This is a genomic window from Brotaphodocola sp. (assembly GCF_050873365.1).
GTDB lineage: Bacteria > Bacillota > Clostridia > Lachnospirales > Lachnospiraceae > Brotaphodocola.
The window spans coordinates 74,498-92,321 of sequence record NZ_JBNMIQ010000006.1; the positions used below are offsets into that span (position 1 = coordinate 74,498).

The following is a 17,824-nucleotide window of genomic DNA, read 5'->3' on the forward strand; positions in this document are numbered from 1 at the left end:
CAACCAGAACGGGAATAAGAAAAACAGGAATACCTAAAACAACAGAAATAAGAAAAACAATAAAGTAAGAGAAATAAGCGAAACAAAAAAGGAAATCCGGATTCTCATCCGAATTTCCTTTTTTTTGACGAAGCTCTGCGCTTCTTCCCATTATGGTTTCCACTGCGGGTTCCATAATTTGCCCCCGCTTCCGCAGAGTTTGTATTTGTCTTCCCAGAATTCTTGTAAGCTGTTGAAATCGCACAGGCAACCGAAGTTGCATTCTCCGATACCCGATAGATTCCCTGCTCAAATTCTTTCTCCTTCTTTTTCTTCGCGCGATTGCGTTTTGCCCGCTTTTTTCGCATCTCGTCCCGGCGTTGAGCGATCAGCTCTGCTCCCGCCTCATCCGTCAGTTTCAGCGTCTTAATCACAAAGACCTGCTCTTCCTCGGATTTCTTGTCCGCCTTTTTCATGCGGATCTTTCCTTTCAGATATCCATGTTCCGGACAGAGCGCAAGCGCAAAGTAGGTCTTCTGGTTTGCGGTAAACCAGCGAATCTTTTTGCGCAGAGCGCGACCACAGGCATAGCAATTCATCGATGTCACCGTCTTGTCTTTCATCGCATCTTCCTTCGAGGAAAATACGCGGGAGACGTACTTAAAATATCCCGGAAATGTCATGCGGATCTCTTCGCTCCGATCTTCCGGAAGTCGGTGATAATCCACAGAACAGAACGCACTCCATCTCTCCCAGTCAAGGGTTTTCATCACCTGCGCCGTGTACCAGGCATCATCCATTGCTCGATGAAACGGTCTCTCTTTTGCAATCTTTGACTCCTCGACCGCCGTATCAAGCGAAATCCGTTTTCCATCGCCGGACGCAAGCCCGTACAATTTCTGAACATCGAAGAACAAAAGCGGTTTTGGAAACGGATTTTCCATCTGGTAAAAATCCATGTTTCTCTGGAGTTCCGTCAAATCCATCGGTCCCCAGGTGCAGAACACCGCATTTGGTCCACACCACTCAAAAAACTCTCTCGAAGCATCCACAAAATCCATTCCGTTTTCCTGAAGTTCTTCCATCTCCACATGGGTCACTTCCTGGATCATCCAGTGCATCTTCGTGTAAACCTGCGGGCGGATCAGTCGGCAGAACTGATCCGTCATCTCAAACTTATCATTTAACTTTACTGCGCCGATCTCGAAAATCTCAAAAGGAAGCTGGTCTGCCACCTCTTCCTTTCCGCGCGAGCTCTGGTTCCATTCCAGATCAAAAACAATATATTCTCTCATAATATCAAGATTCTATCACAGATTTTACTTTTTGCACAGATATAACCGAATCGCTTCCTCAGAAAGCTGATCGCCCGGCTGAACCGTTCCCTGTACCATCTCCGGTTTTCCACCACCTTTTCCCGGAAATACACTGTGAAATTCTTTCATAAACTCTTTGAGGTTGATGCTCTGGCTTCCCAGTGTATACTGGTATCCCTTCTCCTCGTTTCCAAGGAAAAGCGCACAGATTCCACTGCATTTGCGCATACCGGAATCGACAAACTTTCTTCCGGCATTCTTGTCCATCTCCTCCTCAAACAGGATGCAGTTCTCTGCTCCCTCCGGGATCTCGGCAAGTTTCTGCTCCATGTAACGGTTCTGCATCCGCATCACCTTGTCTTTCCAGCTTAAGGATTCTGCCTGAAGACGACGCACGGCATCTGCAACCTCATCCGGCTTTGCGGAGAGCAGTCTGGAGATCTCGCGAACACTGTCCTCCTTTTTCTGATAATCCTGAAGTGCGCGGAATCCGCACACCATCGTGACTCTCATGCCACCCTTATACTTTACGGCATCCACAAGTTTAATCAGACCGATCTCACCAGTCTTTGCCACATGGGGCGCACAGCACGCACACACATCGTATCCCGGAACCGTCACGATTCGTACCTGACCCGCAATCTCCTTCTTGCTTCGGTAATCCATCTCGGCGAGCTCTTCTTTTGTCGGATACGTCACGACAATCTCAATATTCTCTGCAACTGCCTGGTTTGCCTCAAGCTCCACCTTGCGAAGATCCTCTGCATCGAGCATGCCATTGAAATCCATCGTCACGAGTTCTTTTCCGAGATGAAATCCGACGTTGTCATAACCGAAATGGCGATGAACCAAACCGGAGACAATGTGCTCGCCCGTGTGCTGTTGCATCTTGGAAAAACGCTCCTCAAAATCAATCTCACCTTTGACCTCTGTGCCCGGCTCAATCGACTGTTTCATGTAATGGAAAACCACATCGTTTTTCTCTTTTACATCGATTACTTCTATGCCATTTATTTTTCCGGAATCGGCATACTGTCCGCCACCTTCCGGGAAGAATGCCGTGCGGTCCAAAACTACCGCATAGCTTTCCTTTTTCTCATCCCACTCACAAGAAACCACATGGGCGGTAAATGCGCTCATATGGCTGTCCTCATAAAATAACTTCTCTGTCGTTTCTGCTGTCTCTGCCATGTCCGTCACACCTCTTACTTTCTTTGCTTTCGCTTTCTTTTACTTTTGCTTTCTTGTGCTTTCGCTTTCTTGTGCTTTCGCTTACAGTTTCTTCCTGTTTATCGATCTTCTCCAGTATAGCCAAAAATGCTCCGATATTCAAGGAATCATTTTCCTGATATCTTGAGGCTCATGTTCGGACTTATGTTCGGGCTTATATTTGGGCTTATATTCTAACTTGTCTTCCGGTATATCTTTTGGTGTATCTTTTGGCGTATCTTCTGGCGTACTTTCTGGTTTTCCCATACCTTCTATTTTGAGGTTTTCCGACTTTCCCATTTTTCTGACTTTCCTGTTTTTCAACTTTCTCATTTTTCGATTTTGCATTATACTAGGTTTTATCAGATTTTTTATTATGGACATTCCATAGATTTATTCCGCCATACCATACGAATATAAAATGCAAAATATAAAAAAATTAGATACAGGGAGATTTTCCATGACACTTCTTCAGTTAAAATATGCCGTCACCGCTGCAACTGCCGGCACGATCAGTGAGGCAGCGAAACAGCTTTTCATCACCCAGCCGAGCCTGACGTCCGCAATTCACGAACTCGAAAACGAACTCGGCATCACGATTTTTCAGCGCACCAATAAGGGCATTCTCGTCTCCGCCGAGGGAGAAGAATTTCTTGGATACGCGCGTCAGGTCATCGAACAGACCAACCTGATCGAGGAGCGCTATCTCGGAACTGCACCACTCAAGCACCAGTTCTGCGTCTCTACCCAGCACTATTCGTTCGCCGTTGAGGCATTTGTAGAGCTTCTTCATCAGTACGGCGGAGAAGAATATGATTTTAGAATCCGCGAGACCCAGACCTATGAGATTATTGAGGATGTCGCCCGCCTGCGCAGTGAGGTCGGAATCCTCTATCTGAATAAATTTAACGAGACGATTTTGCAAAAGACACTCAAAGAACACGATTTAAAATTCCACCCGCTCTTTGTCGCCCATCCCCATGTTTTTGTCAGCAGTTTCAGTCCGCTTGCAAAAAAAGAACGGATTACCTTGGAAGATCTCGCACCCTATCCGCGCCTCTCCTACGAGCAGGGCGAACACAATTCGTTTTACTTTTCCGAGGAAATTTTGAGCACGCGAGAATCTAAAAAGGATATCGTTGTCCGCGACCGCGCAACCCTCTTTAATCTTTTAATCGGCGTGAACGGATACACGATTTGCAGTGGCGTGATCAGCGAGGAACTCAACGGAAAAAATATCGTGGCAGTTCCACTCGACGTCGACGACTATATGGAAATCGGCTACATCACCCACAAAAAAATGCAACCGGGGCGTTTCGGCATGCTCTATATTGAGGCACTGAAACGCTATATTCCCATGTAGTCTATCAGTCCATATACCGCTGAGAAGATGCACAGTGATTTTAATGAAAAGATGTCAGCAACGCTGACCAGCATCACGCACCAAGTCGATGAATGTTTGCGTCGACTCGATCCACGCAGGGATATGGGGAAAATAGTGAAAACCAGGAAAATCAGCAAAAACAAAAAGGCGTTGCAGGACAGGTAAGGAATCTCTCCCTTCCATCTTGCAACGCCTTTTTTCGCACTTTTACAGGATCATCTTACAATCATATATCGATCTTATGATAATTTCTTTTATGATTCTGCGATTCTTATCTCTTGATGTTGAATGCGCCAACGCCCGGGAACTGTGCTGCTGTGCCAAGCTCTTCCTCGATGCGAAGAAGCTGATTGTACTTTGCAACACGCTCACTTCTGCTCGGTGCACCAGTCTTGATCTGGCAGGTGTTCAGTGCAACTGCAAGATCTGCAATCGTGGTATCCTCGGTCTCACCGGAACGATGAGAAGCGATTGCGGTGTATCCTGCCTTGTGTGCCATCTTGATTGCCTCAAGAGTCTCAGAAACGGTTCCGATCTGGTTTAACTTGATCAGGATGGAATTTCCACAGCCAAGGCTGATTCCCTTTGCAAGACGCTCGGTGTTGGTTACAAACAGATCATCGCCAACCAGCTGAACCTTGTCGCCCAGCTCCTTGGTCATCATCTGCCAGCCTTCCCAGTCTTCCTCATCCAGACCATCCTCGATGGAGTAGATCGGATACTTCTCAACAAGACCTTTCCAGTGTGCTACAAGCTCCTCAGAGGTGAACTTCTTTCCGCATTTCGGCAGAATGTACTCGCCCTTCTTGCTTCCCTTCCACTCACTCGAAGCTGCATCCATTGCCAAAACAAAATCCTTGCCCGGCTCGTAACCTGCTGCCTTGACAGCCTCAAGAATTACCTGAATAGCCTCCTCGTCGCTTCCAAGATCCGGAGCAAAACCACCCTCATCTCCGACGGAGGTAGCCAGACCGCGCTTCTTTAACAGACCTGCAAGTGCATGGAAGACCTCGGTACACCAGCGAAGACCCTCTTTGAATGTCGGAGCACCAGCCGGCATGATCATGAACTCCTGAACGTCAACGGTATTTGCTGCATGTGCGCCACCGTTTAAGATGTTCATCATCGGTAACGGGAGACGGTTTCCATTTGCACCGCCAAGGAAACGATACAGCGGGATATCCAGAGCATTTGCTGCTGCACGTGCTGCTGCGATGGAAACTGCCAGAATTGCATTTGCACCCAGATTGGACTTATCCTTCGTTCCGTCTGCATCCAGCATTGCCTTATCTACTGCATAAGTATCAAATGCGCTGACACCCTGAAGTGCCTCGTTGATTACCGTATTGATGTTCTCGACTGCTTTGGAAACGCCCTTTCCACCGAAACGGCTCTTGTCACCATCGCGAAGCTCCAGTGCCTCAAACTCACCGGTTGATGCACCGCTCGGAGCGGTTCCTCTTCCCATCGTTCCGTCTACCAGATAAACTTCTGCCTCAACGGTTGGATTTCCTCTGGAGTCAATGATTTCTCTTCCGATTACCTTCTCAATTTCCAAATAGTTCATGTTCTCGTCCTTTCTCACGGCGGATCGCCAATTTCCTTCCGATATGTTTCTAAGATATTTTCTGCGATATTTTCTGCAATTTATTTTTACAATCTGTGATCTATAATTCACCCGAAAATTTGACATTCATTTCCCGGAATCATCCTCATCACTTCAATCGCATTCGCTCTTGAAACACATCTTCTGCCATCAGCATACCATGCTCCTCTTGCGGAGAAATTTCTGTTGCCCTTGCATATGATTTTATGCAGTTTTCAAAGCCCTATACATGTCTCACATCCACGTTTTTTATAACTCAGAGTGGATGTCCCCCCTTCTCTATAGGTGGGGGTATCACAAACTTTCTCAAGAGGGGAGACAATCCCCTTCTGAGTTATACGCTCCGCGAGGATGCGCAGTGATTTTGATAAGAAGATGTCAGCAGAGCTGACCAAAATCACGCGCCAAGTCTCCGCGAGCATCGACTTGAACTATCGTTTAAGTATCTGTGAGACGCTTTCCGCGCATATTCACGCATGAGTAAGGCTATGCTAACTGTCGTTAATTTTATCACGCACTCGTTTGAAAGACAAGAAGCGGGGTTGAGAATCTTTCTCATGTTCCCCGCTGTTTCCTATTCATTTATTCTTATTCGTTTTTCTTATTTTCTTATTGTTCTTTCTTCATTCATTTTTATTTTGTTTTTCTTTTTTTATTTTCTTTTTCCAAAACTTGCTTATCCGCTATTCCGTTTTATTTCTCCCCAACCGGCTTTGCAAGCAGACGACGATAATAGGATCTCGTCTGGTAGAGCACCTGAACCGGGTTGTTTCCGAGGACACGATCTTTCACAACAAGCGTCGTCGTCAATCCTTCTGCATACTTGTAAAACAGGCTGTCATGACCACAGCAAAGTCCCATCACAATGTTGAGATCAACTTTCTCTTTGTTCATCAGTTTTGCCTGAAGAATCGGATTGCACATGACATTTCCACTCTTGCAGGTGTACTTCGGATCGAGACCAATGTCCGTCTTGAGCATCGCTCCGGTCTTGCAGGCAACGCTGTACACCTCAAACCCATTTAAGCGCAGAATCTTTGCGAGCACCCGGCTCTCCTCGAGCAAGCCGACACAGGTCGCGATTCCGAGTTTCTTTGCGCCGATTCGGCGGGCAAATTCGATCGTCTCCTCCACCCTCGTGTAAGTTCCGTAAAATTCCCCTTCCACTTCTGCGGATGCAATCGCCACTCTCCGGTTTTCCTCATCCTGATAGAGTGCTCTGAGTTTTTCTATCTCATCCTCCGTCAGTGCAGGAATCTCACAGAATTCCGGGTAATCGCCATTCTGCTTCCGACAACCATTTTTTCCGCAATCTACACAGCTGAATCTTCCAATCTTTTCCGACTCTCCCATTTTTGTTTTCTCCTTTTCCTGATTTTTCTGTTTTTCTTTTCCTTCCGTTTCTTCCGTTTTCTCTTGTCGTTTTTCGTTTTTTGTTTTTCGTTTTATTTTCTGTTATTTTTTCCTGCTATTTTCTTTTTCCCTGCGCTTCTTCTCCATGCACATATTTTTCTCTTCTTTTTTTATTTTAGCATTTTTCAACGAAATCCCACAATGTTTTCTCATTGAAAAAGAATGTGCCTTAGCAATTTCCTATCATACAAAAAAACGGAAACTCCCCTGACATCTCCTGACAGGAAATTTCCGTTTTCATCTTTCGATCAGATGATCCGATTTTTCTTTTTAATCTCTCCGATTAGAACGGGAACATCATCGGAAGCATGATAATGCTCACAATCGCAATGATGATTGCGAGCGGTGTTCCGCATTTTAAGTAATCCTTGATCTTATATCCGCCCGGTTCCATGATCATGATCTGACACGGTGCTGCCATCGGAGTCATGATCGAAACACAGCTTGCCATCAGAACGCCCATCACGGCTGCTCGTGGGTCAAGACCGATCTTCACACAGGCAGAAGCGACCAGCGGAATAAAGATTGTGTACGTCGCCAGATTGGACATGACTTGAGTCAGCAAAAACGGAATCACATAGAAGACCGTCATGATGATGTACGGATTCGTCGTATTTCCAAGGAGACGAATCATCCAGTCCGCAACCACATCTCCCGCGCCGGTTAAGCGAATCGCATCGGAAAGTGCGAGAACTCCCGCAAACAAAAATACCGTTGGCTGGTGAATCGATAAGAGCGCTTCCTGCTCAGAGAGCACTCCGGTGAGAACCAGAAGCACCGCTCCAACAGACGCGGTCAGATACATATCAATTCCAATCACATTTTCAAACAGCATTCCCGCGATTGTAAGTCCAATGATCACAAACGCGATTTTTTCCTTTGCCGGAGTCAGACGGCATCCGGTCTCGGTACTGCTGACCGTGTCATGGAATTTGCTATTGTCAATGTCTGGCATCATTTTGTATCCGATAAATACCATGTATAAAATTGCGATGATCAGAACCGGGATACGCGCAATCGTAAAATCCCAGATCTGGAACGGATGCTCCGCTCCCGCCTTAACCATGATCTCGCTCCAGGTCATGTTGCTCGCTCCCTGACCGAGAAATGTCATCGCCGTCGCAATGTTGGAAACTGCCATCGTCGGGTAGAGCAGTTTGCTACGACTCACACCGATCTCTGCGGAGATTCCCACAAGAAGCGGAATCATGATTGCCGCAGTTGCAGTTGCGCTGGTCACACAGCCAAGGAAACCTGCTACCAGTGAAGAAAAGAAAATCAGCACAGGAAGGTTGTCTTTATAACGAACAACCACACTCTGTGCACGGTCAAGCAGACTCGTCTTTGTGAGTCCCGCTCCAATCACGAACATTGCGACAAACATCACCACGTTCGTGTTGATAAATCCGCTCATTGCCTCTGCCGGCGTCATAACGCCCGTAAAGATCAGCGCCAGAATGATTCCGACCGAGATAATCGAAAACGGAATTTTTCCGGAAACAAACGCAATGATCGTACAGAGCAGAATGATCAGCGTAATCTGTAAAGGTGACATGATTTTTCCTCCGTATCTCTCTTGTTATCTTTTGTCATGTTTCCATTCACACTCTCGTTATTCTTGTAACGATTCATGAACTACCGACTATTTTAACGCGTGAAATACTGGAAGTACATTTCCATATTCTTTACAGATATCAACTTAAACGACATGATCACACCGATAAAAATTTCGCCGAAACCGTCATGGCAATTCTCATTCCTCATTCGTTTTTCAAATTTATTCACATGTCGAAATTGATTAACATGTCGAATTTTATTAACATATCGAATTTTATTAGCGTGTCAAATTTTATTCACGTGTTGAAAGAAGATTTTCCATAATCCCGTACAGACACTCCGTCTCATCCTTCATCTGCGTCCATTTTGAAGAAATCACACAGAGATCCCGATAAGCCGGAGTCTCCCCGATTGAGAGTGGAACAACGCGCTCTTCCTGATAGCTGTTGAAAATCATGTGGTCCGCTGTGATCATGACTGCGCCATTGTACGCGACGCACACCAAACCCGTTCGAGTCGCCTCAAACTGGTAGACGATATTCGGCGTAAGTCCATACGATGCATAAAGGTTGTCCGCAAACACGCGATAAGAAGATCCCGGCATCATCATCACATTCGGCTCACAACTGCACCGTTTCAGATCAATCCACGGATAGCGGAAGCCTTCTCTTTCCTTCGCATACTCGCGGAGCGGGTGATCGACTCCGACTGCCATCACCATCTCGCAGGAATCGATTTTCCGGTAATTTAAGCTGTCCTCCCTCTGCTCCACAATCGCAATTCCGACATCGAGCGTCTGCTTGTTGAGCATGGAAATCACCTCATCCGCACTCGTCTCATGCATACTGATCCGAATTCCCGGAAGCTGTTTTTGAAGTTTCGGAAGAACAAATCTTAATACCCGCTCTGAAAGGTTTGCCTGCACGCCGAGACGCAAAACTCCACGACTGATGCAGGACATATTCGCCATCTGCGCATCCAGCTCATGATAGAGACGCTCAATCTCCAACCCTTTCTTTATGTAACACTCTCCTGCCTCCGTCGGCACAAATGTCTTTCCCACACGGTGAAACAGTTTCACCTGAAGCTGTTCCTCAAGTGCCAGCACATATTTACTCAGCGCAGACGGTGTGATAAACAGTTTTTCCGCCGCCCGCGTGATTCCACCACATCTCGCCACTTCCAGAATATATTCTACATTTCGATCCATCCCGTCTCCCTCTTTATATCTCTTATTGTTTTATTTTTTACTATTTTTACTATATGTCGCTATCCCATTTCTTTCCCCGCAACAACCTTCTTGAAAAAAATATAAATCGCGAACTTCATTTTGTCCATAAAATCATTTTAACATTTGTTTAATTTTGTCTTCCTCAAATATGATACAATACAGGTAATTCATAACTCCCCAATTACGCATTTCTTAAAAGGAGAACCCTGTATGACCATTCAGAATCGTTTAAAACGTTCCAATATCATTATGCTGATCGTTCCGGTGTGCATTGCCGGCATTCTTCTGCTTCTCGGTTCGGGCGCTGCCCTCTTACTGCTTGAGAAGATTTATCTGCCACGCATCGGTCTCACTCTGCAAAATCTTCACGACATGGGCGAACAGATCGAAGAGATGTTTTCCGGTCTCAAGCTATTTATCGTCCTCTATTTTAGCGTTGTCGTCTGCACGCTTATCACGACTGTGGGATTTATCAATCTCTATCTGACGCGTTCCCTGTTTGCCCACATTCAGGCACCTCTCGATACTCTGCTTGAAGGGGTAAAACGAATCCAGTCAGGTGACCTCGAAACTCCGATCTCTTATGAAAATCAGGATGAATTCAAGTCCGCCTGCGACGCGGTTGACGAGATGGCATCCCGCCTTCATGCCTCTCTCTCCAAACAGCAGGAGCAAGAGCAAAAGAAGCAGGAACTGATCGCCGGAATGTCCCATGATCTGAAAAGTCCGCTGACGACAATCCGCGCCTACACCGAAGCCCTTCTTGATGGAATCGCTTCCGACGAATCCACGCGTCAGAAATACCTGCAAACGATCTATGCGCGCGAAAATGAGCTTGAGTCACTGATCAACCGGCTCTTTGAGCTTGCAAGACTGGGTGCCGACAAGTATCCCGCAAAATTGGAAGAAATCCCGCTCCCGGAAACGCTTAAAGACCTGCTTCCCACCTGCAAACCAGAATCCCTCGCCGTCACCTTTTCCGAACATCCGAGTTCTGATTTTGACGATTCTGAATCGGATTCCCCCTATCTCGTCCGGGCTGATTTGAATCTCATTCAGCGGATCTTTCAAAACCTTCTCGACAACAGTGCCAAGTACGGTGCGGATCATGTTGTAATCTGCGTGGAAGAAGAAACTGGGAGTGCGAACACTGGGAACCTTCGTTTGACGATCACAGACAATGGACCGGGTGTCCCCGAACAACAGCTCTCAAGTCTATTTGAGCCATTTTATCGCGGAACTACTTCCCGTTCCACCGTTGGAAGCGGACTCGGCTTATCGATTGTAAAAAAATCAATGAAACAGATGGGCGGAAATGTCTTTGCCAAAAACAGCAAGGACGGCGGGCTGTGCATCACCCTGATCTTCCCTGTTTCACGCACTGCCAAAACACAAAACAATCTTAATTGAATAACAATCTTAATTAAATAAATGGCACAACTGTAATGAATTTCATAAATGTTATTTACCGTTATTTTTAATGGAGGATTGATAAACTATGTCCGATCAAAAACATCTCCTGATTATTGAAGATGATGCCGATATCGCTGGAATTGAGCGCGACTATTTGGAGCTCAGCGGTTACCATGTCACGATCGCCTGCGACGGCACGAGCGGACTCGATCTTGCGCTCCACCAGACGTTTGATCTGATCCTGCTCGACATTATGCTTCCCGGCATCGACGGTTTCCAACTGTGCAAATCGATCCGCGCCGTCAAAGACATTCCGATCCTGATGGTCACCGCCAGAACGGAGGATGTCGACAAGATCCGCGGACTCGGTTTTGGTGCTGACGACTATATCGAAAAACCATTTTCCCCGAGTGTTCTCGTCGCGCGCGTCCGTGCAAATCTCGCACAGTATGACCGCCTAAAACCTGCGGTGACTGCCCCCGCACTTCTCACAGTTGGTCCACTCACCGCCGATCCGACACTCCGTATCATCACAAAGAACGGTCAGGAACTCTCTCTGAAAAATAAGGAATACGAGCTTCTTCTCTTTCTGATGCGCCATCCCAATCAGGTGTACAGCCGTGAAGATCTATATGAGCTGATCTGGGGACTCGAATCCCTCGGAGACAACATCACCGTCGCCGTTCATATCAACCGTCTGCGCGAAAAGATTGAGGAAATTCCGTCTGATCCCAAACTGCTTCAGACCGTGTGGGGAGTCGGCTACCGCCTGCACATCGTCTAAATGTGCCCCTCTTTCCCCGATTTTTCCATGCTGTCATTCTACACGGTCTTTTTACGTTGTCTTTTTATGTTGTCTTTTTATACTGTCTTTTTATGCTGTTTAAATTCTGTTTAAAAACGTTTTTTCTTCTGTTAAACCTCACCCTGTAAAATAAAAACTGTAAGAGAGAAATTTTTCCCTTACAGTTTTTTGAGAGGAGAGACATCATGAAGGAAGAAAAAACGGAAACAGCAACCAAACTTCAAAATGAGCCTCACCGAATTTCTGACTTACCGGAAATAACCGGTCTGACCAGTGAGGAGGTCGCTCAGAAAATCGCGAACGGCGAAGGGGGGAGTGCCCGCCCATCCGTCACAAAAACAACTTCGCAGATCATCAAAGACAATGTATGCACGCTCTTTAACCTGCTCAACTTTCTGATTGCCGGTTTACTGTTTAGCGTTCACGCTTACAGCAATATGGCATTTATTGCAATCATTCTCGTGAATATTGTGATCGGAATCGCACAGGAATTAAAGGCGAAAAAACTCGTTGATGAACTGACCATTCTGAATCAACCCCGCGCCCTCGTTTTGCGTGACGGAGTCCCTACGGAACTCTCTTCCGACCAGATTGTTCGCGATGACATCATGATCCTCGAAAGTGGACGCCAGATCTGCAATGACGCTGTTGTCCTGTCTGGAAGCATCGAAGTAAATGAGAGTCTTCTGACAGGTGAGAGCGATGCCGTTATTCGGCAGGAGGGAAGTCAACTGCTCTCCGGAAGTTTTGTGATCTGTGGAAAATGTTTCGCAAAGGTCGTTCATGTGGGAAATGAAAATTATTCTGCTTCCCTTGCCACGGAGGTAAAGCAGGAAAAACAGACTTCCTCGGAACTTCTCGGATCAATGCGAAAAGTTACTCGTTTCACCAGCCGTTTCCTCGTCCCAATCGGAATCGCACTCCTTGCTGAATCCTGTTTCCTTCAAAAGTCCTCCTTTGAGACAGCGGTTGTCTCCTCCTGTGCCGGACTTCTCGGAATGCTTCCAAAAGGTCTGGTTCTTCTGATCTCCGTTTCGCTTGCAACCGGCGTATCCCGCCTTGCCAAAAATCGCATTCTTGTCCAGAACATTTTTGCCCTGGAAACACTCGCCCACGTCGACGTTCTCTGCCTCGACAAGACAGGAACGATCACAAGTGGAAATCTGACCGTTTCCGATATTCTTCCCCTCTCTCCGGACAAGATCTCGCCTGAGCAAGCAGAAAACCTGCTGAGTGCATACCTCGGCAACACGGATGACAACAATGCCACTGCCCTCGCACTGAAGGCAAAATTTCATCCCGATTTTTCGGGAAACGTTTCCGGAAAAATTCCGTTTTCCTCCCGCCGAAAATGGGGCGCCGTCTCCTTTGACGGAATCGGAACGGTATTTGTGGGCGCACCGGAGCGTCTGTTGACCTGCTCTCTCCCTGCCGAGGAGCGGGCATTAAAAGCCGGAAACCGAGTAGTTGCCTCCGCATTCTACCCGGAAATCTGGCAGGATGATCTCACTCTTCCAGATTCAAAATCGCTGATTCCGCTCTATCTTTTTACACTTACGGATACGATACGACCAAACACAGAAAAAACGCTTGATTACTTTGCAAGACAGGGCGTTGATGTGAAAATCATTTCCGGTGATCACATCAAAACCGTCTCTCAGACTGCCCGCCGTGCCGGTCTGAAGCGGTGGAATCATGCGATCGATCTGTCCACAATCGACGAATCAAACGCGGACTATAAAAAATTATGTGAGGAGTATTCGGTTTTCGCGCGTGTCACTCCGCGCCAAAAACAGAGTCTCGTCTCCGCCATGCAAGAATCCGGCCACAAGGTTGCCATGACCGGTGACGGTGTCAACGATCTGCTCGCCATGCATCAGGCTGACTGTTCGATCGCAGTCGCTCAGGGCAGTGATGCCAGCCGTCAGCTCGCTCAGATTGTCCTCATGGAATCCGATTTTACCCACCTCCCGGAGGTCGTAAAAGAGGGAAGAAAAGTCATCCACAACGTCACCCGAACCGCAGGAGTATTCTTTATCAAAACCATTTACTCCCTGCTTTTATCGATCTTTTGCCTTGTGGTCAACATTCCATTTCCATTTATCCCGATTCAGATTACTCTGGTCGATGCGTTTATTGAAGCCTTTCCTTCTTTTGCAACAATTTTTGAATCGGATACAAGCCCGGTATCCGGCAGTTTCCTCTCCACTGCATTCTGCAATGCAGTTCCTTTCAGCCTGATCATCACAAGCACGATTCTGTTTCCTGCACTGTTCACACCGCTCTTTGGTGGCGATCTTCAACTGGTACAGTATCTGCTGTTGATCTTCTTCTCGCTGACTGCCGTTTTCAAAAGCTGTTTTCCGTTCACCCCTCTGCGCATAGCAATCTGCATCCTGGCGACAGGCGGTGTGGTCACCTCCATCCTGCTGTTTTCGAGCATCTTGCACCTTAGCGCATTGACACTTCCGACATTTCTTATCTTCCTGATCACCGCAATCATGGGAAGTGTCCTCCTGATTCTGATCCTGAAAATTCAACAGGCTGTGAATCTCACTTCACAGCCTGCCAATCAATAAATCAATAATTTTCTCTGAAGCCGGTAACGATCCCGTTACCGGCTCCTCCCTACACCGTACCGGTGATCACAAGCGTCGCACTGCCCGGATTTGTGCTCCAGGTTCCATCCTCATTCTGTACATACGATGCCGAGGGCACCGTGATCTGCCCTTCGAGTGTCGCAAACACGCCCGTATCCGCATCGTAAGTGTAATTCACTCCCTCGGTCCAAACCGTGCCATTGAAGGTGACGGTGATTGCCTTGAGCTTCGGGTTGAAGGTATCGCTGAGAACCACGCTATCCTCCTCCGTCGCCTCGACATTTCCGCTGTTCTCAATCACAAACGTGTAAGTCAGCTGTCCGTTCTCTGTCACTGTCGACGGGCAAAGTGCCTTACTGATGCTAAGATCTGCCTTGCTCTCCATTCCGATCGTCTCCGTCACAGTCAGAGGCGCATTCAATCCTCCACCCGTGATCGTCGCAGTGTTTGTGACCACAGACTCGATTCCGAGCGGTGCATACTCCGTCACCTCTGCCTCGTAAATCAGAATCGTATTTCCATCTGCCGGAACACTCACACCCTCAATCAACAGAGGCGGACCTGCGGTCACAGTCGGAGCGATCTGGAGCACGCCATTTACATAGGCACGCAGAGAACCTTCGACATATGATAATGGATAGACCAGATTCTCTTCAAACAGGTAACCACCAAGATCATCGGTCACCGTCAATCCGGTAAATTCCGTCTTTCCGCTGTTAATCAGCGACAGCACATACGTCACCCGATCCTTCGCTGTATACACTTCCTTCACCGCCGTCTTTGACGCAGACAGCACCTCAAGCAATTCACCCGTGACGGTATTGGAATCTGTACTTCCGCCGTTATAAGAAAGAGTCGCATAGTTCGTAAATCTTGCCATAATCAACACTCCTGATTTTTTATTCTTTATTTCGAGAGAAGTTTCCTCGTCATTCGTTATTCGTTACGATCCTCTGAAAAGTTCCCTTCTCCCTATCAGGATATGCAAGCTGTGACAAACATGCGAATAAGCCCTCTGAACGCAAAAATCCGACAGCCACATACATGACTGCCGGATCGCAACTTACTTTTTATTTTCACTTTTCTTATTTCATCTAACGTTCCCGACGGGAATCGAACCCATATCTGACGCTTAGGAGGCGTCTGTTCTATCCGTTGAACTACGAGAACAGCCCCTTTATTATAGAGCAAACAGACAGGTTCCGTCAAGCGGGAATTATTCCTGCGTATCTCTCTGCACATATGCTTGTTACAGTTCATGCATTGCACGAACTGCAACGGATTTTGCCGATGCTTCGCATTCCAAATCGGCAAAATCTGCTCCCACTACTGTATCATACGGAATTTTCCGTTCAGAAAATTCCTACCTGCGTATTTCTTTCTACATATGCCTCCACAAGTTTGAGTGTCTGCATCATTCCGTGAATATGAGTCCGCTCCATGTGATGAGATGCCTGAACACCCTGACCGATCAGCGCATGGCGCACATTGTGACCGCCACGGATTGCAGCGGAAGCGTCGGAGCTGTACCTGCGGTAACAGTCGACTGCATAGTCAAGTTCAAGCTCTTTTGCCATCTCAATCATCTTCGTCGTCAGATCATAGTCATACGGACCTGCGCTGTCCTTTGCGACGATGCAGACTTTCTTTTCATCGCCCTCGAGATCGTCTCCGACTGCTCCCATATCCACAGCAAGCATCTCAGTCACATCCTCCGGAATGTAGCTTGCGCCGAAACCAACTTCCTCAAAATTCGTAAACAGCATCCGGATCTTTCCGACCGGATTTACTTTTCCATCATGAATCTCTTTAAGCAGAGTCAGAAGGACAGCTGTGCTCGCCTTGTCATCAAGGTGACGGGATTTGATGTATCCGCTCTCACATGCGACAAAACGCGGATCGAACGAAATATAATCTCCATTCTCAATTCCGAGTGCGCGCACCTCCTCTTTCGTGTGCACATCCTCGTCGAGACGCACTCTCATACAGTCATCTGTTCTCTTCTGGTCACGGCACTCCGGGAAAACGTGAACAGACGGCTCTGTCGTCAGAATCGTACCTGTGTAAGAACGACCATCGCGCGTGTGAACCGTGCAGTACTCGCCCTCAATGCTCTCCATCATATATCCGCCGACCGGAACAAGTTTTAAAGTTCCATCATCCACAATCGTTCTCACCATCGCGCCAAGGGTGTCACAGTGTGCGGCGAGAAGGCGATTTCCACCGTCCTTCGCATCTCCCTCATGGACATCCACAATCAACGCCCCTCTGCTTGTGTACTCTGTGTGGAAACCAAGGTTTTCTGCCTCTGCTTTCAGCCATCCCATAACTTCTTTCGTGTAACCGGATGGGCTCGGAATGTTTACCACACTTCTCAGCTTTTCTGTCATATAGTTTTTTATCTCAAGTTCTGTCATGATAGTTCTTCTCCATTTTTTTCAAATAATTTTAACGGTTCAATCCCTTCACAATCCCCAAAAAACATCCATTAAAAATCACCCCAAATTGCCCCCGGCAATTTTATAACTCAAGACTGCTTTTCCACAAGCACATAGACAATCGCAAGCGGAATCACACAGAGCAGGGAGGATTTCAGTCCCAATCCCAGCATCTTGGAAGTGGCATAAGAGATTGCGATTCCGGTGTGGAAAGCGAGAAGCGTCAGACCGAAGATCGTTCCCTTTTCCTTATATTTCGGATCGCCACTGTTCCAGTAAAGGCAAAATGAGGATACCGTCTGCTTTAAATTGTTCGTGGAAAAAATCGTCGAGCAAACATATCCACACGCTCCGGTAAATGAAGTCCACTGAAATGCCATGATGAAAAATACCGGATAGAGCGAAAGCATTCCATTCATATCTGCCGGAAAAAATGCCAGCAAAATACAAACCGGAATCTCAATATACAGGCAAATCTTTCTGACATTCCAACTTGTTCTCGCCGGAATCAGCGTTGCAATCGCCACTGCCAACGCGAAGACAACAACACTTCCGAGACGAATCAGCACACTGAGCATCTTTGCATCCTCGAGATCCATGACCAAATGAATCAGATTTCCGGTCACTGCCGAACCAAAAATATCAAATCGATTGAAGATTGCATATGCGCCCATAAAACCGCCGACAAGCGCCATCAGGCAGTGCATCCAGAGATCGAGTCGCATCCAGATGCTCTCTTTCTTCTCCTCCTCAACCAACACCTTCAGTTGCTCAGCTTTCGGTTCCGATTTCTGCTCAGACTTTGGGGTCATTTTTTGTTGCGCTTCCTTCTGTGTTTCTCCCTTAATTTCTGTTTCCATATTCTTTTGTATC

At 47.1% G+C, this 17,824-nt stretch carries 14 protein-coding genes, 1 tRNA gene and 1 pseudogene; 4 read left to right on the forward strand and 12 right to left on the reverse strand.

Annotated elements, in window-relative coordinates:
• Nucleotides 1-311: 311 nt before the first annotated feature.
• From ACR0QT_RS04745 to ACR0QT_RS04760, 4 genes and pseudogenes are all read right to left on the reverse strand, one after another.
• A pseudogene (locus ACR0QT_RS04745) lies at nt 312-1,274 on the reverse strand (exonuclease domain-containing protein); the annotation flags it as partial.
• A gap of 24 nt (nt 1,275-1,298) precedes the next feature.
• Nucleotides 1,299-2,486: an alanyl-tRNA editing protein gene (locus tag ACR0QT_RS04750; protein WP_432629729.1), complete on the reverse strand. Its 1,188-nt coding sequence runs from the start codon at nt 2,484-2,486 to the stop codon at nt 1,299-1,301.
• A complete protein-coding gene (locus ACR0QT_RS04755; protein ID WP_432629730.1) occupies nt 2,446-2,628 on the reverse strand; it encodes a hypothetical protein in 183 nt (60 codons plus the stop codon). Before ACR0QT_RS04755 ends, ACR0QT_RS04750 begins: the two co-directional genes overlap by 41 nt.
• Nucleotides 2,625-2,804, reverse strand: coding sequence for a hypothetical protein (locus tag ACR0QT_RS04760; protein ID WP_432629731.1), 180 nt, complete (start codon nt 2,802-2,804; stop codon nt 2,625-2,627). Before ACR0QT_RS04760 ends, ACR0QT_RS04755 begins: the two co-directional genes overlap by 4 nt.
• A gap of 160 nt (nt 2,805-2,964) precedes the next feature.
• Between ACR0QT_RS04760 and ACR0QT_RS04765 the strand changes: the two genes are divergently transcribed.
• On the forward strand, nt 2,965-3,867 hold the full coding sequence (locus ACR0QT_RS04765) for a LysR family transcriptional regulator (RefSeq protein WP_177976722.1): 903 nt from the start codon (nt 2,965-2,967) through the stop codon (nt 3,865-3,867).
• Between the two features lie 292 nt (nt 3,868-4,159).
• On the opposite strand, the gene eno is transcribed toward ACR0QT_RS04765, so the two are convergent.
• The 4 genes from eno to ACR0QT_RS04785 form a co-directional block, all read right to left on the reverse strand.
• Nucleotides 4,160-5,455: a phosphopyruvate hydratase gene (gene eno / locus ACR0QT_RS04770; protein WP_432629732.1), complete on the reverse strand. Its 1,296-nt coding sequence runs from the start codon at nt 5,453-5,455 to the stop codon at nt 4,160-4,162.
• Between the two features lie 732 nt (nt 5,456-6,187).
• Nucleotides 6,188-6,847: a DUF1847 domain-containing protein gene (locus ACR0QT_RS04775; protein WP_432629733.1), complete on the reverse strand. Its 660-nt coding sequence runs from the start codon at nt 6,845-6,847 to the stop codon at nt 6,188-6,190.
• 343 nt (nt 6,848-7,190) lie between these two features.
• Nucleotides 7,191-8,462: an SLC13 family permease gene (locus tag ACR0QT_RS04780; RefSeq protein ID WP_432629734.1), complete on the reverse strand. Its 1,272-nt coding sequence runs from the start codon at nt 8,460-8,462 to the stop codon at nt 7,191-7,193.
• Nucleotides 8,463-8,756: 294 nt separating this feature from the next.
• Nucleotides 8,757-9,674 carry a LysR family transcriptional regulator gene (locus ACR0QT_RS04785; protein WP_432629735.1) on the reverse strand — a complete coding sequence of 306 codons (918 nt, stop codon included), beginning with the start codon at nt 9,672-9,674 and terminating at the stop codon, nt 8,757-8,759.
• Between the two features lie 231 nt (nt 9,675-9,905).
• On the opposite strand from ACR0QT_RS04785, the gene ACR0QT_RS04790 reads away from it, so the two are divergent.
• From ACR0QT_RS04790 to ACR0QT_RS04800, 3 genes are all read left to right on the forward strand, one after another.
• Complete coding sequence (locus ACR0QT_RS04790; RefSeq protein WP_432629736.1) at nt 9,906-11,105, forward strand: HAMP domain-containing sensor histidine kinase; 1,200 nt, start codon at nt 9,906-9,908, stop codon at nt 11,103-11,105.
• Between the two features lie 88 nt (nt 11,106-11,193).
• The gene (locus ACR0QT_RS04795; protein ID WP_432629737.1) at nt 11,194-11,892 is read left to right on the forward strand and encodes a response regulator transcription factor; all 699 of its coding nucleotides are present in this window, start codon (nt 11,194-11,196) and stop codon (nt 11,890-11,892) included.
• A 206-nt stretch (nt 11,893-12,098) separates the two neighbouring features.
• The gene (locus tag ACR0QT_RS04800) at nt 12,099-14,492 is read left to right on the forward strand and encodes an HAD-IC family P-type ATPase (protein ID WP_432629738.1); all 2,394 of its coding nucleotides are present in this window, start codon (nt 12,099-12,101) and stop codon (nt 14,490-14,492) included.
• A gap of 49 nt (nt 14,493-14,541) precedes the next feature.
• Here the strand turns inward: ACR0QT_RS04800 and ACR0QT_RS04805 are convergent, their stop codons facing one another.
• The 4 genes from ACR0QT_RS04805 to ACR0QT_RS04820 form a co-directional block, all read right to left on the reverse strand.
• On the reverse strand, nt 14,542-15,393 hold the full coding sequence (locus tag ACR0QT_RS04805; RefSeq protein ID WP_432629739.1) for a hypothetical protein: 852 nt from the start codon (nt 15,391-15,393) through the stop codon (nt 14,542-14,544).
• A gap of 218 nt (nt 15,394-15,611) precedes the next feature.
• A tRNA-Arg gene (locus tag ACR0QT_RS04810) sits at nt 15,612-15,683 on the reverse strand.
• Nucleotides 15,684-15,865: 182 nt separating this feature from the next.
• The gene (locus ACR0QT_RS04815; RefSeq protein ID WP_432629740.1) at nt 15,866-16,930 is read right to left on the reverse strand and encodes a M42 family metallopeptidase; all 1,065 of its coding nucleotides are present in this window, start codon (nt 16,928-16,930) and stop codon (nt 15,866-15,868) included.
• Between the two features lie 110 nt (nt 16,931-17,040).
• A complete protein-coding gene (locus tag ACR0QT_RS04820) occupies nt 17,041-17,811 on the reverse strand; it encodes a YoaK family protein (protein WP_432629741.1) in 771 nt (256 codons plus the stop codon).
• Nucleotides 17,812-17,824: the final 13 nt, after the last annotated feature.

Coding starts and splice junctions, on each gene's coding strand:
- ACR0QT_RS04750 (WP_432629729.1), bottom strand. CDS start 2,486: ATGGCAGAGACAGCAGAAACGACAGAGAAGTTATTTTATGAGGACAGC.
- ACR0QT_RS04760 (WP_432629731.1), bottom strand. CDS start 2,804: ATGGGAAAGTCGGAAAACCTCAAAATAGAAGGTATGGGAAAACCAGAA.
- ACR0QT_RS04765 (WP_177976722.1), top strand. CDS start 2,965: ATGACACTTCTTCAGTTAAAATATGCCGTCACCGCTGCAACTGCCGGC.
- eno (WP_432629732.1), bottom strand. CDS start 5,455: ATGAACTATTTGGAAATTGAGAAGGTAATCGGAAGAGAAATCATTGAC.
- ACR0QT_RS04775 (WP_432629733.1), bottom strand. CDS start 6,847: ATGGGAGAGTCGGAAAAGATTGGAAGATTCAGCTGTGTAGATTGCGGA.
- ACR0QT_RS04780 (WP_432629734.1), bottom strand. CDS start 8,462: ATGTCACCTTTACAGATTACGCTGATCATTCTGCTCTGTACGATCATT.
- ACR0QT_RS04785 (WP_432629735.1), bottom strand. CDS start 9,674: ATGGATCGAAATGTAGAATATATTCTGGAAGTGGCGAGATGTGGTGGA.
- ACR0QT_RS04790 (WP_432629736.1), top strand. CDS start 9,906: ATGACCATTCAGAATCGTTTAAAACGTTCCAATATCATTATGCTGATC.
- ACR0QT_RS04795 (WP_432629737.1), top strand. CDS start 11,194: ATGTCCGATCAAAAACATCTCCTGATTATTGAAGATGATGCCGATATC.
- ACR0QT_RS04800 (WP_432629738.1), top strand. CDS start 12,099: ATGAAGGAAGAAAAAACGGAAACAGCAACCAAACTTCAAAATGAGCCT.
- ACR0QT_RS04805 (WP_432629739.1), bottom strand. CDS start 15,393: ATGGCAAGATTTACGAACTATGCGACTCTTTCTTATAACGGCGGAAGT.
- ACR0QT_RS04815 (WP_432629740.1), bottom strand. CDS start 16,930: ATGACAGAACTTGAGATAAAAAACTATATGACAGAAAAGCTGAGAAGT.
- ACR0QT_RS04820 (WP_432629741.1), bottom strand. CDS start 17,811: ATGGAAACAGAAATTAAGGGAGAAACACAGAAGGAAGCGCAACAAAAA.